At 66.0% G+C, this 18121-nt stretch carries 16 protein-coding genes and 1 pseudogene; 6 read left to right on the forward strand and 11 right to left on the reverse strand.

All coding sequences use genetic code 11. The annotated features are described in order from the left end of the window. The first annotated feature begins 3 nt into the window (after positions 1 to 3). The 4 genes from ACG02S_RS07935 to ACG02S_RS07950 are packed head-to-tail and all read left to right on the forward strand — an operon-like array spanning position 4 to position 4617. A complete protein-coding gene (locus ACG02S_RS07935; protein ID WP_394469904.1) occupies positions 4 to 564 on the forward strand; it encodes a hypothetical protein in 561 nt (186 codons plus the stop codon). Beyond that, entirely contained in the window at positions 561 to 2327 is a 1767-nt protein-coding gene (locus ACG02S_RS07940; RefSeq protein ID WP_394469905.1) for a ParB/RepB/Spo0J family partition protein, read from the forward strand. Before ACG02S_RS07935 ends, ACG02S_RS07940 begins: the two co-directional genes overlap by 4 nt. After that, positions 2324 to 2842, forward strand: a complete 519-nt coding sequence (locus ACG02S_RS07945) for a hypothetical protein (RefSeq protein WP_394469906.1) — start codon at positions 2324 to 2326, stop codon at positions 2840 to 2842. The genes ACG02S_RS07940 and ACG02S_RS07945 overlap by 4 nt, the downstream gene beginning before the upstream one ends. Then, a complete protein-coding gene (locus tag ACG02S_RS07950) occupies positions 2836 to 4617 on the forward strand; it encodes a DNA cytosine methyltransferase (RefSeq protein WP_394469907.1) in 1782 nt (593 codons plus the stop codon). The genes ACG02S_RS07945 and ACG02S_RS07950 overlap by 7 nt, the downstream gene beginning before the upstream one ends. Here the strand turns inward: ACG02S_RS07950 and ACG02S_RS07955 are convergent. Continuing rightward, positions 4575 to 4841: a hypothetical protein gene (locus ACG02S_RS07955; RefSeq protein WP_394469908.1), complete on the reverse strand. Its 267-nt coding sequence runs from the start codon at positions 4839 to 4841 to the stop codon at positions 4575 to 4577. The genes ACG02S_RS07950 and ACG02S_RS07955 overlap by 43 nt on opposite strands. A gap of 29 nt (positions 4842 to 4870) precedes the next feature. On the opposite strand from ACG02S_RS07955, the gene ACG02S_RS07960 reads away from it, so the two are divergent. Further along, positions 4871 to 5392 carry a DUF7696 family protein gene (locus ACG02S_RS07960; protein ID WP_394469909.1) on the forward strand — a complete coding sequence of 174 codons (522 nt, stop codon included), beginning with the start codon at positions 4871 to 4873 and terminating at the stop codon, positions 5390 to 5392. Beyond that, a complete protein-coding gene (locus ACG02S_RS07965; RefSeq protein WP_394469910.1) occupies positions 5389 to 5661 on the forward strand; it encodes a pyocin activator PrtN family protein in 273 nt (90 codons plus the stop codon). Before ACG02S_RS07960 ends, ACG02S_RS07965 begins: the two co-directional genes overlap by 4 nt. Before the next feature lie 28 nt (positions 5662 to 5689). On the opposite strand, the gene ACG02S_RS07970 is transcribed toward ACG02S_RS07965, so the two are convergent. The 10 genes and pseudogenes from ACG02S_RS07970 to rimP all read right to left on the reverse strand — a co-directional run. Next, positions 5690 to 6541, reverse strand: coding sequence for an LPO_1073/Vpar_1526 family protein (locus ACG02S_RS07970; RefSeq protein WP_394469911.1), 852 nt, complete (start codon positions 6539 to 6541; stop codon positions 5690 to 5692). Between the two features lie 9 nt (positions 6542 to 6550). Next, positions 6551 to 6790, reverse strand: coding sequence for a hypothetical protein (locus tag ACG02S_RS07975; protein ID WP_394469912.1), 240 nt, complete (start codon positions 6788 to 6790; stop codon positions 6551 to 6553). Positions 6791 to 7370: 580 nt separating this feature from the next. Next, positions 7371 to 8486, reverse strand: a complete 1116-nt coding sequence (locus ACG02S_RS07980; RefSeq protein WP_394469913.1) for an enoyl-CoA hydratase/isomerase family protein — start codon at positions 8484 to 8486, stop codon at positions 7371 to 7373. After that, positions 8483 to 9349: a DMT family transporter gene (locus ACG02S_RS07985; protein WP_394469914.1), complete on the reverse strand. Its 867-nt coding sequence runs from the start codon at positions 9347 to 9349 to the stop codon at positions 8483 to 8485. Before ACG02S_RS07985 ends, ACG02S_RS07980 begins: the two co-directional genes overlap by 4 nt. A gap of 108 nt (positions 9350 to 9457) precedes the next feature. Beyond that, entirely contained in the window at positions 9458 to 11281 is a 1824-nt protein-coding gene (typA, locus tag ACG02S_RS07990; protein WP_394469915.1) for a translational GTPase TypA, read from the reverse strand. A 24-nt stretch (positions 11282 to 11305) separates the two neighbouring features. Then, the gene (gene truB / locus ACG02S_RS07995; protein ID WP_394469916.1) at positions 11306 to 12292 is read right to left on the reverse strand and encodes a tRNA pseudouridine(55) synthase TruB; all 987 of its coding nucleotides are present in this window, start codon (positions 12290 to 12292) and stop codon (positions 11306 to 11308) included. After that, the gene (rbfA, locus tag ACG02S_RS08000) at positions 12285 to 12665 is read right to left on the reverse strand and encodes a 30S ribosome-binding factor RbfA (RefSeq protein WP_394469917.1); all 381 of its coding nucleotides are present in this window, start codon (positions 12663 to 12665) and stop codon (positions 12285 to 12287) included. The genes truB and rbfA overlap by 8 nt, the downstream gene beginning before the upstream one ends. A gap of 64 nt (positions 12666 to 12729) precedes the next feature. Next, complete coding sequence (gene infB, locus ACG02S_RS08005; protein WP_394469918.1) at positions 12730 to 15753, reverse strand: translation initiation factor IF-2; 3024 nt, start codon at positions 15751 to 15753, stop codon at positions 12730 to 12732. A gap of 53 nt (positions 15754 to 15806) precedes the next feature. Beyond that, complete coding sequence (nusA, locus tag ACG02S_RS08010) at positions 15807 to 17285, reverse strand: transcription termination factor NusA (RefSeq protein WP_394469919.1); 1479 nt, start codon at positions 17283 to 17285, stop codon at positions 15807 to 15809. 128 nt (positions 17286 to 17413) lie between these two features. Then, positions 17414 to 17920 (reverse strand): annotated as a pseudogene (gene rimP / locus ACG02S_RS08015) (ribosome maturation factor RimP); the annotation flags it as partial. Positions 17921 to 18121: the final 201 nt, after the last annotated feature.

Genomic DNA, 18121 nt, shown 5'->3' on the forward strand with positions numbered 1-18121 from the left:
GCCATGCCTCGCTCCAAACACCGCCCCGGCCGCAAGTCACATCGCCCGCGCACCGAGCGCATGGGCATGGGCATGGGCATGGAGAGCGTCACGGCCACGCCGCTGCAGATCGCCACCAACCGTGCGGTCAAGCTCAACGACGACGAGCAGCGCGGCGTGCTGTTCAACCCCCGTGCCGCGTTCAACGAGTTCCGCGCCGGCCGCGGCAGCCTGGGCCTGTGGATGCACCTCGCCGACGCGATCAACGTCGGTCAGGTGATGGCCGCCAACCTCGGGTTGGCCAGCAACCACACGGGCACGTTTGCCGGCGCCATCGACGCCATGCGCGCCGTGCACGACCGCTTCCACACGTGCGGCAGCTGGACCCTGCGCGCCGTCGAGCTGGAGGCCTTCAACCTGGCCCTGTGTGTCCACGCCATCCAGCTGCAGCTGTGCAGCCGCGGCGAACTGGGCGCCGCCTACACCACCGTCGCCAACCGCGCCCGAGGCGCGTTGGCAGGCAATGCCGCGCCCGGCACGTACGTCTGCGGCGCACCTTCCAACCGCTCAGAAAGTAACGCATGAGCCAGCCCACCACCGCCGCGGCCTACGACGCCGAACCCGCCCGCCACCTGCCCCTGGGCATCGTCAAGCCCAGCCCCACCAACCCGCGCAAGCGATTCGATCCCGTCAAGATCAAGGAACTGTCGGAGAGCATCGCCAAGCACGGCGTCATGCAGCCAATCCTCGTGCGGCCAAACCCGGAGTTCGTCGAGGGCAACGGCCAGCCGCCCTTCGAGATCGTTGCCGGCGAGCGCCGCTGGCGCGCAAGCCAGCTGGCCGAGGCCACGCACATCCTCGCGCTGGTGCGCAACCTCAACAACGCCGAGGCGCTGGAGCTGCAGCTGCTGGAGAACCTGGAGCGCGAGGACCTGCACCCGCTGGAGGAGAGCGACGGCCTGCAGGCGCTGATGGACGAGCTGCACGTCAGCGCCGATGACCTGGCGCTGAAGATCGGCAAGAGCAAGCGCTGGTTGGACTTCCGCCTGGCGCTGCGCAACCTGTGCGACGAGGCGCGCGACGCCATGCTGGCCGGCACGCTCACCACCAGCATCGCCAACTTCATCGCCACCATGCCCGACAAGGGCGAGCAGCGCCGCGCCACCGAGCGCATCCTGATCGGGTTCAACGGCGAGCCCTTCACCGTGCGCGCCGCGCAGGACTATCTGCGCAAAGAGTTCATGCTGGAGTTGGCCAACGCCCGCTTCGACATCGCCGCGCTGTACACCGCGGCCGGCCCCTGCCACCAGTGCACCAAGCGCACCGGCGCCGCTCCCGACCTGTTCGGCGACGCCAAGGCCGGCGACATGTGCCAGGACAGCAAGTGCTTCGCGGCCAAGACCGGGGAGGCACACGACCTGCTGCTGCAGGCCTGCCGCGACGCCGGCCACCGCATCGTGCAGGGCGAAGACGCACGCAAGCTGCTCAGCGGCCAGGTCAAGCTCGACAGCGGCCACTACGCTGCCAACGAGCCCTGCAGCGAGCTGACCAGCGACAAGCGCCAGCTGTTCGACATCTTCGGCAGCGTGCAGAAAGGCTTCGTCACCATCGAGCACCCCGCAACGCAGGCGCTCGTCACCTGGGTGCCGGCCAAGATCGTCAAGAAGGCGCTCAAGGCCAAGGGCCTGCTGCGCCCGCCAGCGCCGGCCCCCAAGCCAGCCCAAGCGAACTCGCCGGCAGCTGCGCCGCCGCCGCAAGCTGAAGCGTCAGCACCAGCCCCGGCGTTCGAGGGGCCGCCAGATTTCATCGGCGACCCGCTTACTCCCGACGAGCTGCATGGCCGCATCACCGTTCGCACCGGCCAGCTCTTCAGCCGCACGCTGTTTGCGAACCTGTGCAAGCTGCTAGCCGAAGCCGAACACCCGCCGCTGGCCATCCTGCTGCTGCTCGTCACCGACACGCTGCTGACCGCCAGCGCCGAGGCCATGAAGCTCGTGCGCGAGCAGGCGCCCGACCTCCCCGAGCTGCGCAGCAGCGACAACGCCAGCGTGAGGCGCTGGAACGTCAAGCGCCACCTCGCCAAGCTCAACGGTCGGCAGCTGGCCGACCTGCTGGCCATGCTGCTGGTGGCCGAGGAACTGAGCAACGACGACCAGCTAGATGACCTGGAGGCCTACAGCAACTTCGCCGTCGCGTTGGCGGCCGACCTGTGCGTCAGCACCGACGAGCTGCAGGCCCAGGCCGAGGCGCAGGCCGCCGAGCAGATCCAGGCCGAGGAAGACAACCGCCTGGGCCGCAACGCGGCCGGCGAAGCGTTTGCCGCGGCGCAGGCCAGGGAGGCCCCATGAAGCTGGCGCTGGTGCCCCTCTCCACGCTGCGCGATGCCCTGCAGGTCGCCGAGCTGGCGTGGCAGATTGAGGCCGCCGGCGATGCCGGCGAGACCTTGAACGGCCTCGCCTTCAACGTGCTGCCAAAGCTCCGCGCCCTCCTGCCGCCTGGCCCGCTCAAGCACGGGGAGAGGGAAGCGGAAGAAGACGACTTCAAGGCACAGCTGAAAAGGATCAGTTCGCCCGCCGCCGGCGCGCTGCGCGAGGGGGCGGGGGAGTCGGTCAAAGCTAGCGGCCTGACGGCCGAAGGCTACGAGGCGGCCTGCGGCCGCAGCGTGGTCTTCCACCTGCATCGTGGCGACTCGGCCGGCTTCCTCGGCGATACGGACGGCCTCCGCCGCTTCTGGCTGATGGGTGAGGAAGGTCAATCCAGCGGCCTGGCGGCCGTAGGTGTAGAAGCCAGCGCCACCAGCACCACGCCCACCGCAGCTGCGGATGACGCCACCAAGGGCGAGCCAGGAGCCGCCGCATGCTGAAGCCGCAGTTCATCCTGAACCTCGCCGCCAAGCTGGTGGTGGTGCTGTTCGCCGGCGCCGGCGGCAGCTGTACGGGCATCGAGCAGGCGCTGGGCCGCCACGTCGACATCGCGGCGAACCACAGCGAGACGGCCGTCTCCTGCCACCGCGCCAACCACCCGCAGACGCGGCACTACCGCGAGGACGTGCGCAAGCTGATGCCCCGCGAGATCACCGGCAATCAGCCGGTGGGCTACCTCCACCTCAGCCCCGACTGCACGCATTTCAGCCAGGCCAAGGGCGGCCAGCCGCGGGACACAGCCATCAGGTCGCTGCCCTGGGTCGGCATCCGCTGGGCCGGCACCGTGAAGCCCGACGTCATCACACTGGAGAACGTCCGCGAGGTGACGAAGTGGGGCCGCCTGATCGCCAAGCGCGACAAGGCCACAGGCCGTGTGGTGAAGCTCGACGGCACCGTGGCGGCCGTCGGCGAGCGCGTGCCGGTGCAGCAGCAGTTCCTCGTGCCCGACCCGAAGGACATCGGCCGCACCTGGGCGCGCTACCTGCAGGCGTACCGCAACCTGGGCTACGTGGTCGAGTGGCGCGTGCTGAACGCCGCCGACTACGGCGTGCCGCAACGCCGCCGGCGGCTGTTCCTTGTCGCTCGCCGCGACGGTATGCCCATCGTCTGGCCCGAGCCCACCCACGTCGAGAGACCCAGCCGCGGCCAGAAGCGGGTGGTGCCCTCACACACCTGCATTGACTTCAGCATCCCCAGCCGCAGCATCTTCGGTCGCGACAAGGATCTGGCGCCGGCGACGCTGCGCCGCGTTGCACGCGGCCTCAAGCTGTACGTGCTGGACAACCCCGAGCCGTTCATCGTCAACAACATGACGAACAACGTGCCGCGGCCCGTGAGCGAGCCGATGGCCACGGTGGTGGCCGGCGGTGGGCACAAGGTGCTGGTGACGCCTGTCACCGTACCGCTGACCCACAGCGGCCGCGACCGCGTGCACAACATCAGCACGCCGCTGCCGACGGTGACGACGTCCAAGGGCGGCGAGGTGATGCTCGCCGCACCCACGCTCATCCAGGCCGGCTACGGCGAGCGTCCTGGCCAGGCGCCGCGTGCGCTGGACATCGATGCACCGCTCGGCACCGTCGTCGCCGGCGGAGGCAAGCATGCGCTGGTGACGGCGTTCGTCGAGCAGGCCAACGGCGGCTTCTACGAAGGCTGTGGCCGCGGCGTCGACGAGCCTCTGTCCACGGTGACGACGTCAGGCTCGCAGCAGCGCCTGGTCGCCGCGTCGCTGGCCCAGCTGCGGAACAACTGCTCAGCCCGCGACCTGCGCGATCCGCTGCAGACCGTGAGCGCCGGCGGCGAGCATCACGCACTGGTCGAGTACACGCTGAGCGCGGAGGCCGAAGAAGGCGCGCTGCGCTGCGCGGCGTTCCTGATGCAGTACTACAGCGAGGGTGGCCAGTGGTCCGACCTGCGCCACCCGGCCAACACTGTCACCACGCGCGACCGCCTGGCGCTGGTCACCGTCTGGATCAAGGGCGACCCGTTCGTGATCGTCGACATCACGCTGCGCATGCTCACGCCGCGCGAGCTGGCCAACGCGACGAGCTTCCCGCCCGACTACATCCTCGACCGCGGCCACGACGGCCGCAAGTTCTCCAAGGCCCAGCAGGTCCACATGATCGGCAACGCCGTGCCGCCGCTGCTGCAGCAGGTGGTGACGGCCGCGAACTACCGCGACGAGCCGTGGCCTGAGATGAGGGAGGCCGCTTGATGCTGGCCCCAATGCCTTTGCGCATATCGCTGCGCGCGTCGATGACGCGCGGCAGCGATGGCCGACACATAGACCAGGTCCTCTCGGAACTGCGCGATGTCCGCCTCCCGCTTGTGCTTGATCGCATCGCGCAAGCTGTCCACCGCAAGCTTCTCGACCCACAGCCAATACTTGAAGTAGTCCAGCAGCTTCTTGTAAGCCGCTGCCTCGGGGTCCTTGGCCATAGCAACCTCCGTCAAGTTGAGGTTCTAGTATGAACTCGGTCAGTGACAAGGTCGACTACGTCAGGAAGCAGGGCCAGACCCGCGACCACCATTGCCACTGGCCAGACTGCGCCGAGCAGGTACCGCCGGCGAAGTGGGGCTGCGCGCGACACTGGTTCAAGCTGCCCAAGCCGCTGCGCGACCGGATCTGGCGCACGTTCGATCCTGGCCAGGAAGTAAAGGGGACGCCCAGCGTCGCCTACCTGGCCGCCGCCCGCGACGTGCAAGCCTGGATCAAGGCCAACGCCGAGCCCAGCGCACAAATGCAGCTCGGCGACGCTCTTGCACCGGCCGCTCCGGCTGTGCACGCCGGCGTGGCCACGCTGATCGACGGCCGCCAGGTCAACAGCGCCAGCGACGCCTGGCGTCATGAGTGCGAGGCCCGTTACATCGCGGGCCTCAACGCGGAGGCCCGTCAGGGCTATCTCAACTTCGTCCGCGGCCGCCGCGGCGACGCCGCTGGCGAGCAGCTCGCCGAGCTGGTCGCACGCATCCGAGGTCTCCAGCGATGAACACCGCATTCCTACTCATGGCCCAGTACAACGGAAAGGCCATCATCCCCGTCGACGTCGTTGCCCGCGACTATTTTCCTCACCTCAGCGCTGACAAGTTCCTGCGTAAGACGCTGCTGGGCGAAATCAAGCTGCCGGTGGTTCGCATCGACCCCGGCACTCAGAAGAGCGCCAAAGGCATCCACCTCTCCGACCTTGCAAGATATCTAGATGACCGCCGCAACGCGGCCATAAAAGAGGCAAATCAACTCTTTCCCCCAGGCAGCTAAACGTGGGGAGCACGACTTCAGAAGCAAATCACTTAAGCCAAATTGAATAATCAATCGACCCCAAACGGCGCGAAAGATTTGCAATCGCGATAGCTTGGCCCACACTAGTCAATTCGATTTGAATCAAATTCTCAGAATCAAAACTCTCAAGAAGTCGGAAATATGTAGGCGCCCTTAGTTTAATCACGGACTTGAATTCCGCCTCGCCACCCAACTTCAAGAAATCATACTCTTTGGACTTATATTCAAAAACAGAACCGCCAGCAAATTGATTTATTGAAGCCACACCCATGTACTGCAAATACTGTTTTTGAGATTGGCTGAGCCCCCAACCTCCCACCGAGCTCTCATAGACGCCAGTCGCAAAGCCTTCAAGAATTTCGACGCCCGGTATTCCCTTCAAAGCGATCGACTTAACAGCATGCAAGATCGATATCAACCCGATCTGCTGGCTAGTAAGCCGTGCGCAAACCTCGATGGCCTCTGACATCACCATGTCTTTGAAGTCATTGCTCGTTTTCGCGACACGCTCAGAAATCAGAGTGCACAAGATCTGAGGATTCGCCTTCTCTCCCTTCCGCGCGCTCGCCTTTACAGCGTCATTAACTGCAGCCTGAACGTCGGGTTCTCGGAACTTATCCAACACGATAGAAGCAGCGTCCTGCACCAATCGACCTTCAAGTCGCTGTGCAAAAACTCGCACATGCTCCTCTGCCGTCCTCTTTGCCTCCTCCCGCAACTGAGGAAAATTGTCACGCAGAAATAGAGCGCACAGCTCTTTGACCTCACTTACAGACAACCCATGATAGTTAATATCGCGGCCAGCTTGCATTGCGTTTGCACCCTCGCTCACGCTTTGATTTTGCTTATCTCCCAGCATGGAATCTCCTCACTTTTGGTTGAAGTCTCTAATATTCACATCTCGCCCGGCTTGAATTCCGGTTGAGTTATCGCCGAGATTTTGCTTCTGACCTCCAGTAGCGTCATCGCGTTTCAAAAAGAATGACGACACCAATGCCGCCAGCGCGGCCGCGATTGCCACGGCAGGTTCATATCCGGGAGTGTTGATCAGCCACGCGGCGCTAATGATCAGCGCAACGATCGAAGCAAGGATTGCAGCAAGTCTCATGAGCGTCTCCAGACACAGTGCGCCACGGTGAGGGTGGCGCAGGCAATGCTCAAATTGTAACTTTGCAACCAAATGAAATGCAATTTGCTAACGGCACGACACTTGTGAATACACCCAAAACGCGGGGGCAATCGCTAGGTGCAACAGTCCTTTGGTACTGCGCATCATCAGTCGGTGCGCGAGGCGCCACCGTGCTCGATCCCTAGCGCGCCAGACACTTCGCCATCAAGGCGGCGCTTCGGAGAGGCCATAGCAAACGATCCAAGAGATCCACCTGATCGCCAGGAGAGCGATCCCAAGGTCCACAGTGGCTCACAGCGCGACCGCCGCCACCCGCCCGGCGCGGAACGCAACTCCAGCGACGGCCACATCTTGGTCGGAGGTGTTCAAACCGACAACGGGCCAGTACGCAGTCCACGCCCCCCCCGAGATAGTCACCGGAGCGTCGGCGCAACAAGAGTGCAACATGCGAAATCGGCAGCCCCGTTAAGCGCTTGATCTAACTGGATTATTTCGCCTCAGTCGGCGCCATCCATCATCGGTGCGACGGACAGGCGCCAGCGGCTGGGGCCCGCGGGGTTCATGCCAGGTCCCGAAGCGGATGCGCCTGCGCCGGCCAGGGGCTGACGAAGAACGAGGCCACTTCGGCGGGGTCGACCTCGGCCACGCTGGCCGGCTGCCAGCGCGGCGCATGGTCCTTGTCCACGGCCAGCGCGCGGATGCCCTCCACCGTCTCGCTGCGCGCCGCGCCGCGCAGGTGGAAGGCGTGATGCACGAGGTCGCGCTCCAGACGCAGGTCGTCGGCCAGGCTGAGTTGCCGCCCGCGGCGCACCAGCTCCAGCGTCACGGCCATCATCAGCGGTGAGCGCTTCAGCAGCGCCGCATGCGTCTGGCGCGCCCAGGTGTCCTCCGCCGCGGCCAACGAGGCCAGCACCGCGGCCAGCGTGGGCTGGCTGAAGTGGCGGTTGATGGCGGCGAGCAGGTCGGCACCGTCGGACAAGGGCGCCAAGTCGGAGCGCTGCATGACCGTGGCGACCACATGCTCGGCGCTGGGCTGCGCGCCGCGGCGCAGCTCGTCGATCAGTGCGGGCCAGTTCTCGCTGCACACGTAGACATCGCCCAGCCCCCATTCGAGCGCGTCGGCCGCCGCGGCCTGGTGGCCCGTCAGTGCCAGCCATTCACCGACATGGCCCGGGCACTGCGCCAGGAACCAGCCGCCACCCACGTCCGGAAACAGGCCGATGGCGGTCTCGGGCATGGCCAGCACGGAGCGCTCCGACAGCACGCGCAGCCGCGATCCCTGGCTGATGCCCATGCCACCGCCCATGACGATGCCGTCCATCAACGCCACATAGGGCTTGGGGTAGTTGTGGATCAGATGGTTGAGGCGGTATTCCTCGGTGAAGAAGTCATCCAGCGCCGGGTCGCCGGCGTGGGCCGCCTGGTGCAGGAAGCGGATGTCGCCACCGGCGCAGAACGCGGCCGGCTTGCCTTCGCGGCCGGCGCCGATGACGGCCACGGCCTCGATCTCGGGGCTGGCCGCCCAGTGACGCAGCAGCGTGGTCATGTCGCGCACCATGCCCAGCGAAAGCGCGTTCAGCGCCTGCGGGCGGTTCAGCGTGATGAGGCCCAGGCAGCCGTTGACCTCGGCCAGGATCTGGCCGTCCGAAGCAAGGGGCGGGATCAGTTCACTCATGCAGTGTTCAAACCAGGTTTGGGGGAGGAAGGCGCCAGCACCTCGTTGGCTACCAACGCCAGCAGCACAAGGCTACCGCCGATCAGCGCTGCGCTGCCCGGATGTTCGCCCGCGAACAGCCAGGCCCACAGCACGCCCAGCAGCGTCTCGGCCTGGCCCAGCAGCGCGATCTCGTGGCTGGGCAGCTCACGCGCCAGCCGCACGGCCAGCAGGCACGGGATGGCCAGTTGGAACAGGCCCAGGCCGGCCAGCAGCGTCAGGTCGTGCGTGCCGGCCTGCAGCGGCCACGCGAGCGGCAGCGTGACGGCGGCGGAGATCAGCGCGCCGATCAGCACGGCGGGCAACATATCGCCCTGCCGGCCGACCTTCTGCAACAGGCACCAGTTCGTCGCCGCCGCCAGCGGCACACCCAAGGCGACGACGACACCGGCCAACGGGCCGCCCAGTTGGCCGCCGAACATCCAGCCGATGCCGACGCTGGCCACGACGATGGCAGCCCAGGTGCGCGCCGGCACGGGCTGGCGCAGGAACAGCCAGGCGAACACCGCGGTGAACAGCGGCGACAGCGACATCGTGACCAGCACATTGGCCACCGTCGTCAACGACAGGGCCACCATGAAGGCCGTGAACATGACGGCCCAGCAGACACCCGACGACCAGACGGCCGCGCCGCGCATCGCGGCCAGCAGCGCCCTGCCCCGCATGAAGCCCAGGATGACGACCAGCGCCAGCGCATTGAAAGCGCTGCGCCAGAACGTGATCTCGAACCCGCGCGCCGCGTCCAGGTGCCGTGTGACCACGCCCGCCGAACTCCACAGCAGCGTGACCAGCAGCATCAGAAAAACAGCAGATCGATGGCTCATCAATGAAGAGCGCCCCTGAAAAGGGGCGCGGGCAATCAACGGGCTAGAACCCCCTCCTGGAGAGGGCTGGGGGAGCCCAAGGCGCCGCGCCAGCGTGTGTCGCGACCTTTAGGCTCGCGACGCGCGCTTCCGCTCGTTTTCCGACAAGTGGCGCTTGCGAATGCGCACGCTCTTGGGCGTGATCTCGACCAGTTCGTCGTCGTCAATGAAGTCGACACCGTACTCCAGCGTCAGGTCGATTGGCGGCGTGACCTTGATCGCATCTTCCTTGCCGCTCACGCGGAAGTTGGTCAGTTGCTTGGTGCGCGTCGCGTTGACGACCAGGTCGTTGTCGCGGTTGTGGATGCCGACGATCATGCCTTCGTAGACCGGGTCGTTCGGCTTCACGAACATGCGGCCGCGGTCGTCCAGCTTGCCCAGCGCGTAGGTGAAGATCTCGCCGTCGTCCATGGAGATCAGCACGCCGTTCTTGCGGCCGCCGATCTCGCCCTTGTGGGCCTCGTAGCCGTCGAAGATCGACGAGATCAGTCCCGAGCCGCGCGTCAGGTTCATGAACTCGTTGGCGAAGCCGATCAAGCCGCGCGCGGGAATGCGGTACTCCAGGCGCACGCGGCCGTTGCCGTCCGGCTCCATGTTCAGCATCTCGCCCTTGCGCAGGCCCAGCGCCTGCATGACGCCGCCCTGGTGGGTTTCCTCGACGTCGGCCGTCACCAGCTCCATCGGCTCGCTCTTCACGCCGTCGATGTCCTTGAACATCACGCGGGGCTTGGAGACGGCCAGCTCGTAGCCTTCACGGCGCATGTTCTCCAGCAGGATGGTCAGGTGCAGTTCGCCGCGGCCGCAGACTTCGAAGATGCCGTCTTCGTCGGTCTCGCTGACGCGCAGCGCGACGTTATGTTGGAGCTCCTTCTGCAGGCGGTCCCAGATCTGGCGGCTGGTGACGTACTTGCCTTCGCGGCCAGCCAGCGGGCTGGTGTTGACGCAGAAGTTCATCGTCAGCGTCGGCTCGTCCACCTTCAGCATGGGCAGTGGCGCGGGATTGGCCGGGTCGGTCACGGTGACGCCGATGCCGATGTCCTCGATGCCGTTGATCAGCACGATGTTGCCGGGGCCGGCGTCCGTCACCTGCACGCGGTCCAAGCCGTGGAAGGTCAGCACCTGGTTGATGCGGCCGTTGACGGCCTTGCCGTCCGGGCCTTCCATGACCGTGACCTGCATGCCGGGCTTGATGGTGCCCTGGCTGATGCGGCCCACGCCGATGCGGCCGACGAAGGTGGAGAAGTCCAGCGCCGAGATCTGCAGCTGCAGCGGCGCCGTCGGGTCGCCCGACTGGGCCGGCACGTGCTTCAACACGGTGTCGAACAGGGCCGACATGTCGGGACCCCACTGCTCGCCCGGCGCGCCTTCGGTCAGCGACGTCCAGCCATTGATGCCGGAGGCGTAAACCACCGGGAAGTCCAGCTGCTCGTCAGTGGCGCCGAGGTTGGCGAACAGGTCGAAGGCGGCGTTGATGACGGCGTCGGGCTTGGCGCCCGGCTTGTCGACCTTGTTGACGACGACGATGGGCTTGAGGCCCAGGGCCAGCGCCTTCTTGGTCACGAAGCGCGTCTGCGGCATCGGGCCTTCCTGAGCGTCGATCAGCAGCACCACGCCGTCCACCATGGACAGCGCGCGCTCGACTTCACCACCGAAGTCCGCGTGTCCGGGCGTGTCGACGATGTTGATGTGCGTACCGCCCCACGACACCGCGCAGTTCTTGGCCAGGATGGTGATGCCGCGCTCGCGTTCGATGGCGTTGCTGTCCATCACGGTGTCGACGACCTTTTCGTGGTCGGCGAACGTGCCGCTCTGACGCAGCAGTTGGTCGACCATGGTGGTTTTGCCATGGTCGACGTGGGCAATGATGGCGATGTTGCGGATCGGGGTGGTCATGGTGGTGCTTCTAGAAAAACCGGTTCAGGCGGAAATGAGCGCCTGAACCTCCGGTGGGGTCAGCAGGCGGTCGGCGATCAGTTCGCCAGAGGTGATGTGGGCGCTGCCCAGGAAGGCGCGAGATTCGGGCCCATAGACACGCACGCGCTCGGTGTCGGGCATGTCGATACGGCGGCGCAGGCCGGACAGGAAACGCACGGCGTCGGGCATGTCAAGACGCAGCTCGGGCGCATCGAGCAGCAGGCGGTCGGGCGAGGTCAGCAGCGCGGCCCGCTGCTCGTCGGGCATGGCTTCGATCTGGGCCAGCGTCACGGCACCGTCCAACGTCAGGCCGCCGGAGCCCGTGCGGCGCAATGCCGCCAGCGACGCTCCCACGCCCAGCTTCGCGCCAATGTCTTCGGCCAGCGTGCGGATGTAGGTGCCTTTGGTGCAGCGAACGTCGAGGGTCACAGTGCCAGCCTGCACGGCGACGATGTCGATGGCATGAATCGTCACGCGACGGCTCTTGCGCTCGATCTCGATGCCTTGGCGTGCGTACTCGTACAGCGCCTTGCCCTCATGCTTCAGCGCCGAGTACATCGGTGGCATCTGGTCGATCTCGCCGGTGAAGCCGGCGCAGGCAGCGGCGATCTGCTCGGTCGTGATGTGGTCGGCGTCGACTCGCTCCAGCACCTCGCCCTCGGCGTCGCCGGTCGTCGTGCGAACGCCCAGCGCCAGCGTCGCGAGATAACGCTTGTCGGCATCCAGGCTGAGTTGGCTGAACTTGGTGGCCGCACCGAAGCAAAGCGGCAGCAGACCGGTGGCCAGCGGATCCAGCGTGCCGGTGTGGCCCGCCTTCTCGGCGCGCAGCAGCCATTTGGCCTTCTGCAACGCGTCGTTGCTCGACAGGCCCAGCGGCTTGTCGAGCAACAACACGCCATGCAGCGGGCGACGCTGCACCCGCACGCGCGGCGGGCGGCTGTCGTCCTGCGCGCGGGCCGGGCGGGCCTGCGAGACGTTGGCCTCAGTCATTCGGCTCCTCGTCTTCGAGCGCGCGCGTGGCGTTGGCCTTGTTGATCAGTGCACTCATCTCGGCCGCGCGTTCGATGGTGCGGTCGTACTGGAAGTGCAGCGTCGGCACCGTGTGGATCTGCAGGCGCTTGAACAGACCGTTGCGCAGGAAACCCGCAGCCTCGTTCAGCGCGGTCTGCGTCTCGACCGGGTCGCCGACCAGCACCGAGAAGAACACCTTGGCATGCACATAGTCAGGCGTGACCTCGATCGCGTTGATCGTCGCCATGCCGATGCGCGGATCCTTCAGCTCACGGATCAGCTCCGCCAGATCGCGCTGGATCTGGTCGGCAATGCGGAAGCTGCGGTTGGGGATGGCGCGTTTGTGTCTCATGGCATGGTTTCCTGAAAGAACAAACCCCGCCCCGAGGGGCGGGGTTCACCCTCAGAGCGAAGGATCAGAGCGTGCGAGCCACTTCCTTGATTTCGAAGAACTCCAGCTGATCACCTTCCTTGATGTCGCTGTAGTTCTTGAGCTTGATACCGCACTCGAAGCCTTCCTTGACCTCGCGCACGTCGTCCTTCTCGCGGCGCACCGAATCCACCTCACCCGTGTAGACCACGGTGTTCTCGCGCAGCAGGCGGAACTTGGCGCCACGGCGGACCAGGCCGCTGGTGACCATGGAGCCGGCCACCGTGCCGATCTTGGAGGCGACGAACACGACGCGGATCTCGGCCGTGCCCAGCGCCTCTTCACGCTGCTCGGGCGCCAGCATGCCGGACATCGCCTTGGTCACGTCATCCACAGCGTCGTAAATGATGCTGTAGTAACGCAGATCGACGGCATTGCCCTCGGCCAGCTTGCGTGCACCGGCGTCGGCGCGCACGTTGAAGCCGATGATGACGGCCTTGGACGCGATGGCGAGGTTGATGTCGCTTTCGCTGATGCCGCCGACCGCCGCGTGGACGATCTGCACCTTGACTTCGGCGTTGCTGAGCTTGAGCAGCGAGGCGGCCAGCGCTTCCTGCGAACCCTGCACGTCGGACTTGATGATGAGCGGCAGCGTCTGCACGTCGCCGGCACCCATCTCGCTGAACATGTTCTCCAGCTTGGCGGCCTGCTGCTTGGCCAGCTTCACGTCGCGGTACTTGCCCGAACGGAAGGTGGCGACTTCGCGGGCACGGCGCTCGTCGCCCAGCACCATGAACTCGTCACCGGCTTGCGGCACTTCGGTCAGGCCCTGGATCTCGACCGGGATGGACGGGCCAGCCTCGGTCGTGGCCTTGCCGTCTTCGTCCAGCATGGCGCGCACGCGGCCGAAGGTGGAGCCGGCCAGCACGACGTCGCCGCGCTTGAGCGTGCCGCTCTGCACCAGCACGGTCGCAACCGGGCCGCGGCCCTTGTCCAGCTTGGCTTCGATGACGATGCCCTTGGCCATCGACTCGACCGGCGCCTTCAGCTCCAGCACTTCGGCCTGCAGCAGCACCTGTTCCAGCAGGTCATCGATGCCCTGGCCGGTCTTGCTCGACACGCCGATGAACGGTGCATCGCCGCCGAACTCTTCCGGCACAACCTGCTCGGCCACAAGCTCGCTCTTCACGCGCTCGGCGTTGGCGTCGGGCTTGTCGATCTTGGTCATCGCGACCACGATGGGCACGCCCGCAGCCTTCGCGTGGTGGATGGCTTCCTTGGTCTGCGGCATGACGCCGTCATCGGCCGCACAGACCAGGATGACGATGTCGGTCGCCTTGGCGCCGCGAGCCCGCATGGCCGTGAAGGCCGCGTGACCCGGGGTGTCCAGGAAGGTGATCATGCCGCGCGGGGTTTCCACGTGGTACGCGCCGATGTGCTGCGTGATGCCGCCGGCTTCGCCTGCAGCCACGCGGCTGCGGCGGATGTAGTCCAGCAGTGAGGTCTTGCCGTGGTCGACGTGGCCCATGACGGTAACGACCGGCGCGCGCGGCAGCGACTCGTGCTGCTGCTCGGCGCTGGCGCCCTCTTCTTCCAGGAAGGCGTCCGGATCGTCCAGCTTGGCAGCCATGGCCTTGTGGCCCATTTCCTCGACGAGGATCATCGCCGTTTCCTGGTCCAGCTGCTGGTTGATGGTGACCATCTGGCCCAGCTTCATCAGCTGCTTGATGACCTCGGCAGCCTTGACGGACATCTTGTGTGCCAGGTCGGCGACCGAGATGGTCTCCGGCACATGGACTTCGATGGTCTGCTGCTCTGCCGGCGGCGTGAAGTTGGAGCCACTGTCGTCGCGACCACCACGGCCACCGCGGCCACCGCGCGCCGGAGCGCGCCAGTTGCCACCGCCACCCGGACGGCCGGCGCCGGCGGGGCCGGAACCGATGGTCTTGAGGCCGCGCTTCTTGGCAGCATCATCGGCCCAGCTGGATGACAGCTTCTCGGACTTGACCGACTTCTTGTCACCCGGCTTGCCGGTGCCCTGCGCAGCCGCGGCCGGCGCCGGAGCGCCCGCCTTCTTGTGAATGGTGCCCTTGATGCCCGCGCCATCGACCGGCTTAGGCTCTTCGGGCTTCTTCGCGACCAGCACCTTCTTGGGCGCATTCATCATCGCGCGGATCTTGGCGGCCTCGTCCTCGGCGGCCTTGCGGCGGCGGGCCAGGTCGTCCTGCTTCGCCTTCTCTTCGGCAGCAGCGTCCACGGCCTTGACGACACGCAGCGCGGGCTTGGCCACCTCGGGCGCAGGCGCAGGCGCAGGCGCAGGCACGGGCGCAGCGACTTCTGCAGCCGGCGCGGGTGCGGGCGGCGGCGGGGCAACGACGGCCGGCGCCTCGGGCGCGGGGGCGACCTTAGCGGCGCGCTTGGAGGCGGCAGCCTTGTTCAGCGCAGCAGCCTCGGCGGCGGCCGCGGCGGCATTGCGAGCGCGGGCCTCGGCCTTCTCGCCGGCCTTGGCATCCACCTTGGGCGCGGCCTTGGCGGCCGCCTCGGCAGCGGCGGCTTCGGCAGCAGCTTGCGCAGCAGCTTCGGCCGCAGCGGCTTCGGCAGCGGCCTTGGCGGCAGCAGCAGCTTCACGCGCAGCGCGCTCGGCATCCTCGCGGGCCTTCACCTTGGCCGCCAGCTCTTCTTCCTGCTGGCGCAGCGCTTCGGCCTGGGCCTGGGCTTCTTCCTCGCGGCGGCGCAGTTCCGTGTCGTCGGGACCTGAGGAGACTTCGTCGTCGCGCTTGACGAACGTGCGCGTCTTCTTGACCTGGACCTGGATCGTGCGGGCCTTGCCAGAGGCGTCGGCTTGCTTGATCTCGGTGGTCGACTTCTTGACGAGCGTGATTTTCTTGCGCTCGGCACCGGCGGTGCCATGGGCAGTTCGCAGGTGGTCGAGCAGGCGTTCCTTGTCGCTCTCGCTCAGCGCGTCGTCGACGGAAGACTTCTTGACGCCCGCGGCTTGCAGCTGCTCCAGCAGACTGCTCGCCGGCTTGCTCAGCTCGGCGGCGAATTGGGCGACGGTAGTCACGGCCATGTGGGGATCCTTCAAATTACTTTTCGGTGCGGCGTGGCGGCGTTGTTGATCAATCAGTCGTTGAACCAGTGTTCACGGGCCTTCATGATCAGCGTGCGCGCTGCCGCTTCGTCCAGGCCGGACAGGTCGACCAATTCGTCTACCGCCAGGTCTGCGAGGTCGTCGCGGGTGTTGATGTCGCCGGCCGCCAGCTTGGCCAGCAGTTCGGGCGTGACACCTTCCAGGTCGCGCAGGTCTTGCGATACCTCTTCGACCTTCTCTTCCTTGGCGATCTCCATCGTCAGCAACGCATCCTTCGCACGGGTGCGCAGCTCGTTGACGGTGTCCTCGTCGAAGGCCTCGATCTCCAGCATTTCCTGCATGGGCACGTAGGCGACTTCTTCCAGGCTGGTGAAGCCCTCGGCAATCAGGATGTCGGCCACTTCCGCGTCAACGTCGAGCTTGTCGACGAACAGCGCGCGGACGCTTTCAGCCTCCACCTCCTGCTTGGCGGCGGATTCCTCGGCCGACATGATGTTGATGCGCCAGCCGGTCAGCTCCGATGCCAGACGCACGTTCTGGCCGCCGCGGCCGATGGCGATGGCGAGGTTCTCCTCGTCGACCACCACGTCCATGGCGTGGCGCTCTTCATCCACGACGATGGACTGCACGTTGGCCGGGGCCAGCGCGCCGATGACGAACTGGGCCGGATCCTCGCTCCACAGCACGATGTCGACACGCTCGCCGGCCAGTTCGGTCGTCACGCCATTGACGCGCGAACCGCGCACGCCGACGCAGGTGCCGATGGGGTCCACGCGGCGGTCATGGCTGATGACGGCGATCTTGGCGCGGCTGCCGCTGTCGCGGGCGCAGCTCTTGATCTCCAGCAGGCCTTGCTCAATTTCCGGCACTTCCTGCGCGAACAGTTCCTTCATGAACTCGGGCGAGGAGCGCGACAGCATGATCTGCGGTCCGCGCTGCGTCGGGTCCACACCGAGGATGACGGCGCGCACGCGGTCGCCGGTGCGCAAGTTCTCTTTCGAGATCATCTCGCTGCGCTTGAGGCGGCCTTCCACGCGGCCGCTCTCGACAATGATGTCGCCCTTGTCCAGGCGCTTGACCGTGCCGACGAAGATCTTCTCGCCGCGTGACATGAAGTCATTCAGCAGTTGCTCACGCTCAGCGTCACGGATCTTCTGCAGGATGACCTGCTTGGCGGCCTGCGCACCGATGCGACCGATGGGCACGGACTCGACGGGCTCCTCGATGTGGTCGTCAACCTCGATGTCGGCGATCTGGTCCTGCGCTTCGAACAACAGGATCTCGGCATCGGCGTTCTGCAGGCCGGCCTCGTTCGGCACCACATGCCAGCGTCGGAAGGTCTCGTACTCGCCCGAGTCGCGGTCCACGCTGACGCGGATGTCGGCCTCAGCGCCGTAAAACTTCTTGGTGGCCGATGCGAGTGCGGCTTCAACCGCACCGAACACGACATCGCGCTCCACGCTCTTCTCACGCGAGATTGCGTCCACCAGCATCAACATTTCGCGGTTCATTGCTTGAGACCTCCGTCAACCTTGTCTTGGCCGGGCGCCGCCTCGCTAGGCTCGCCCGCTTGTTTTTTGGCCGCTGCCGCCTTCGGCAATTTCTTCGGCTTGATGACGCCCCGCTGGCCGGGCTTGCGATCAGGCGCCGGCTCACCGCCGCGCCCCTTGAAACTGAACGACGGCACCAGGTGCGCATCGCGCACTTCGTCGAGAGTGAAGTCCAGCGCCTGCTCGGCCTCGCCATCGTCGAACACCAGGCGCCAAGCCTGGTCGCTCGCGTTCTCAGGCTGCGCACCGAGGACGCCGCGGTACTTCTTGCGTCCCTGGAAGGGCAGCTTCAACGTGATGTCGACTTCCTGGCCTACAAAACGCGCGTAATGTGCAGCCGTCTTCAGCGGGCGATCCAGACCCGGCGAGGAAACCTCGAGCCGGCCATATTCGAGACCTTCCACTTCCAGCACATACTGCAGCTGGCGCGTGACCTTCTCGCAGTCGTCCACATCGATCAGTTCGCCGGCGTCCGCCTGGGCGGGCAGCTTGTCGATCGTCACGCGCAGGGTCGCACCGCTGGCACTGCGTTCGCAGTCCACGAGTTCGTAACCAAGCCCGGTCACGGTCGTTTCAACAGCGGTTTGCCAACTCATGCGGTGATGCGTTCGGGGTTCCGAGAAAAATTGAAAAAGCAAAAAAAATGGGCTGGATGAATCCGCCCACTCGTTCACCAAAATCCTGCGCCGGGGGATGTCGTCCGGGGCTCGTTGATGACTGCTTACTCAGCAGCCCTCATTTCCAGTGAAGCTCGGATTGTACTCTGCAAGCCCCATGCCGGCAAGCCGCAGGCACCG

This window comes from Pelomonas dachongensis (assembly GCF_043555865.1).
GTDB lineage: Bacteria > Pseudomonadota > Gammaproteobacteria > Burkholderiales > Burkholderiaceae_C > Pelomonas > Pelomonas dachongensis.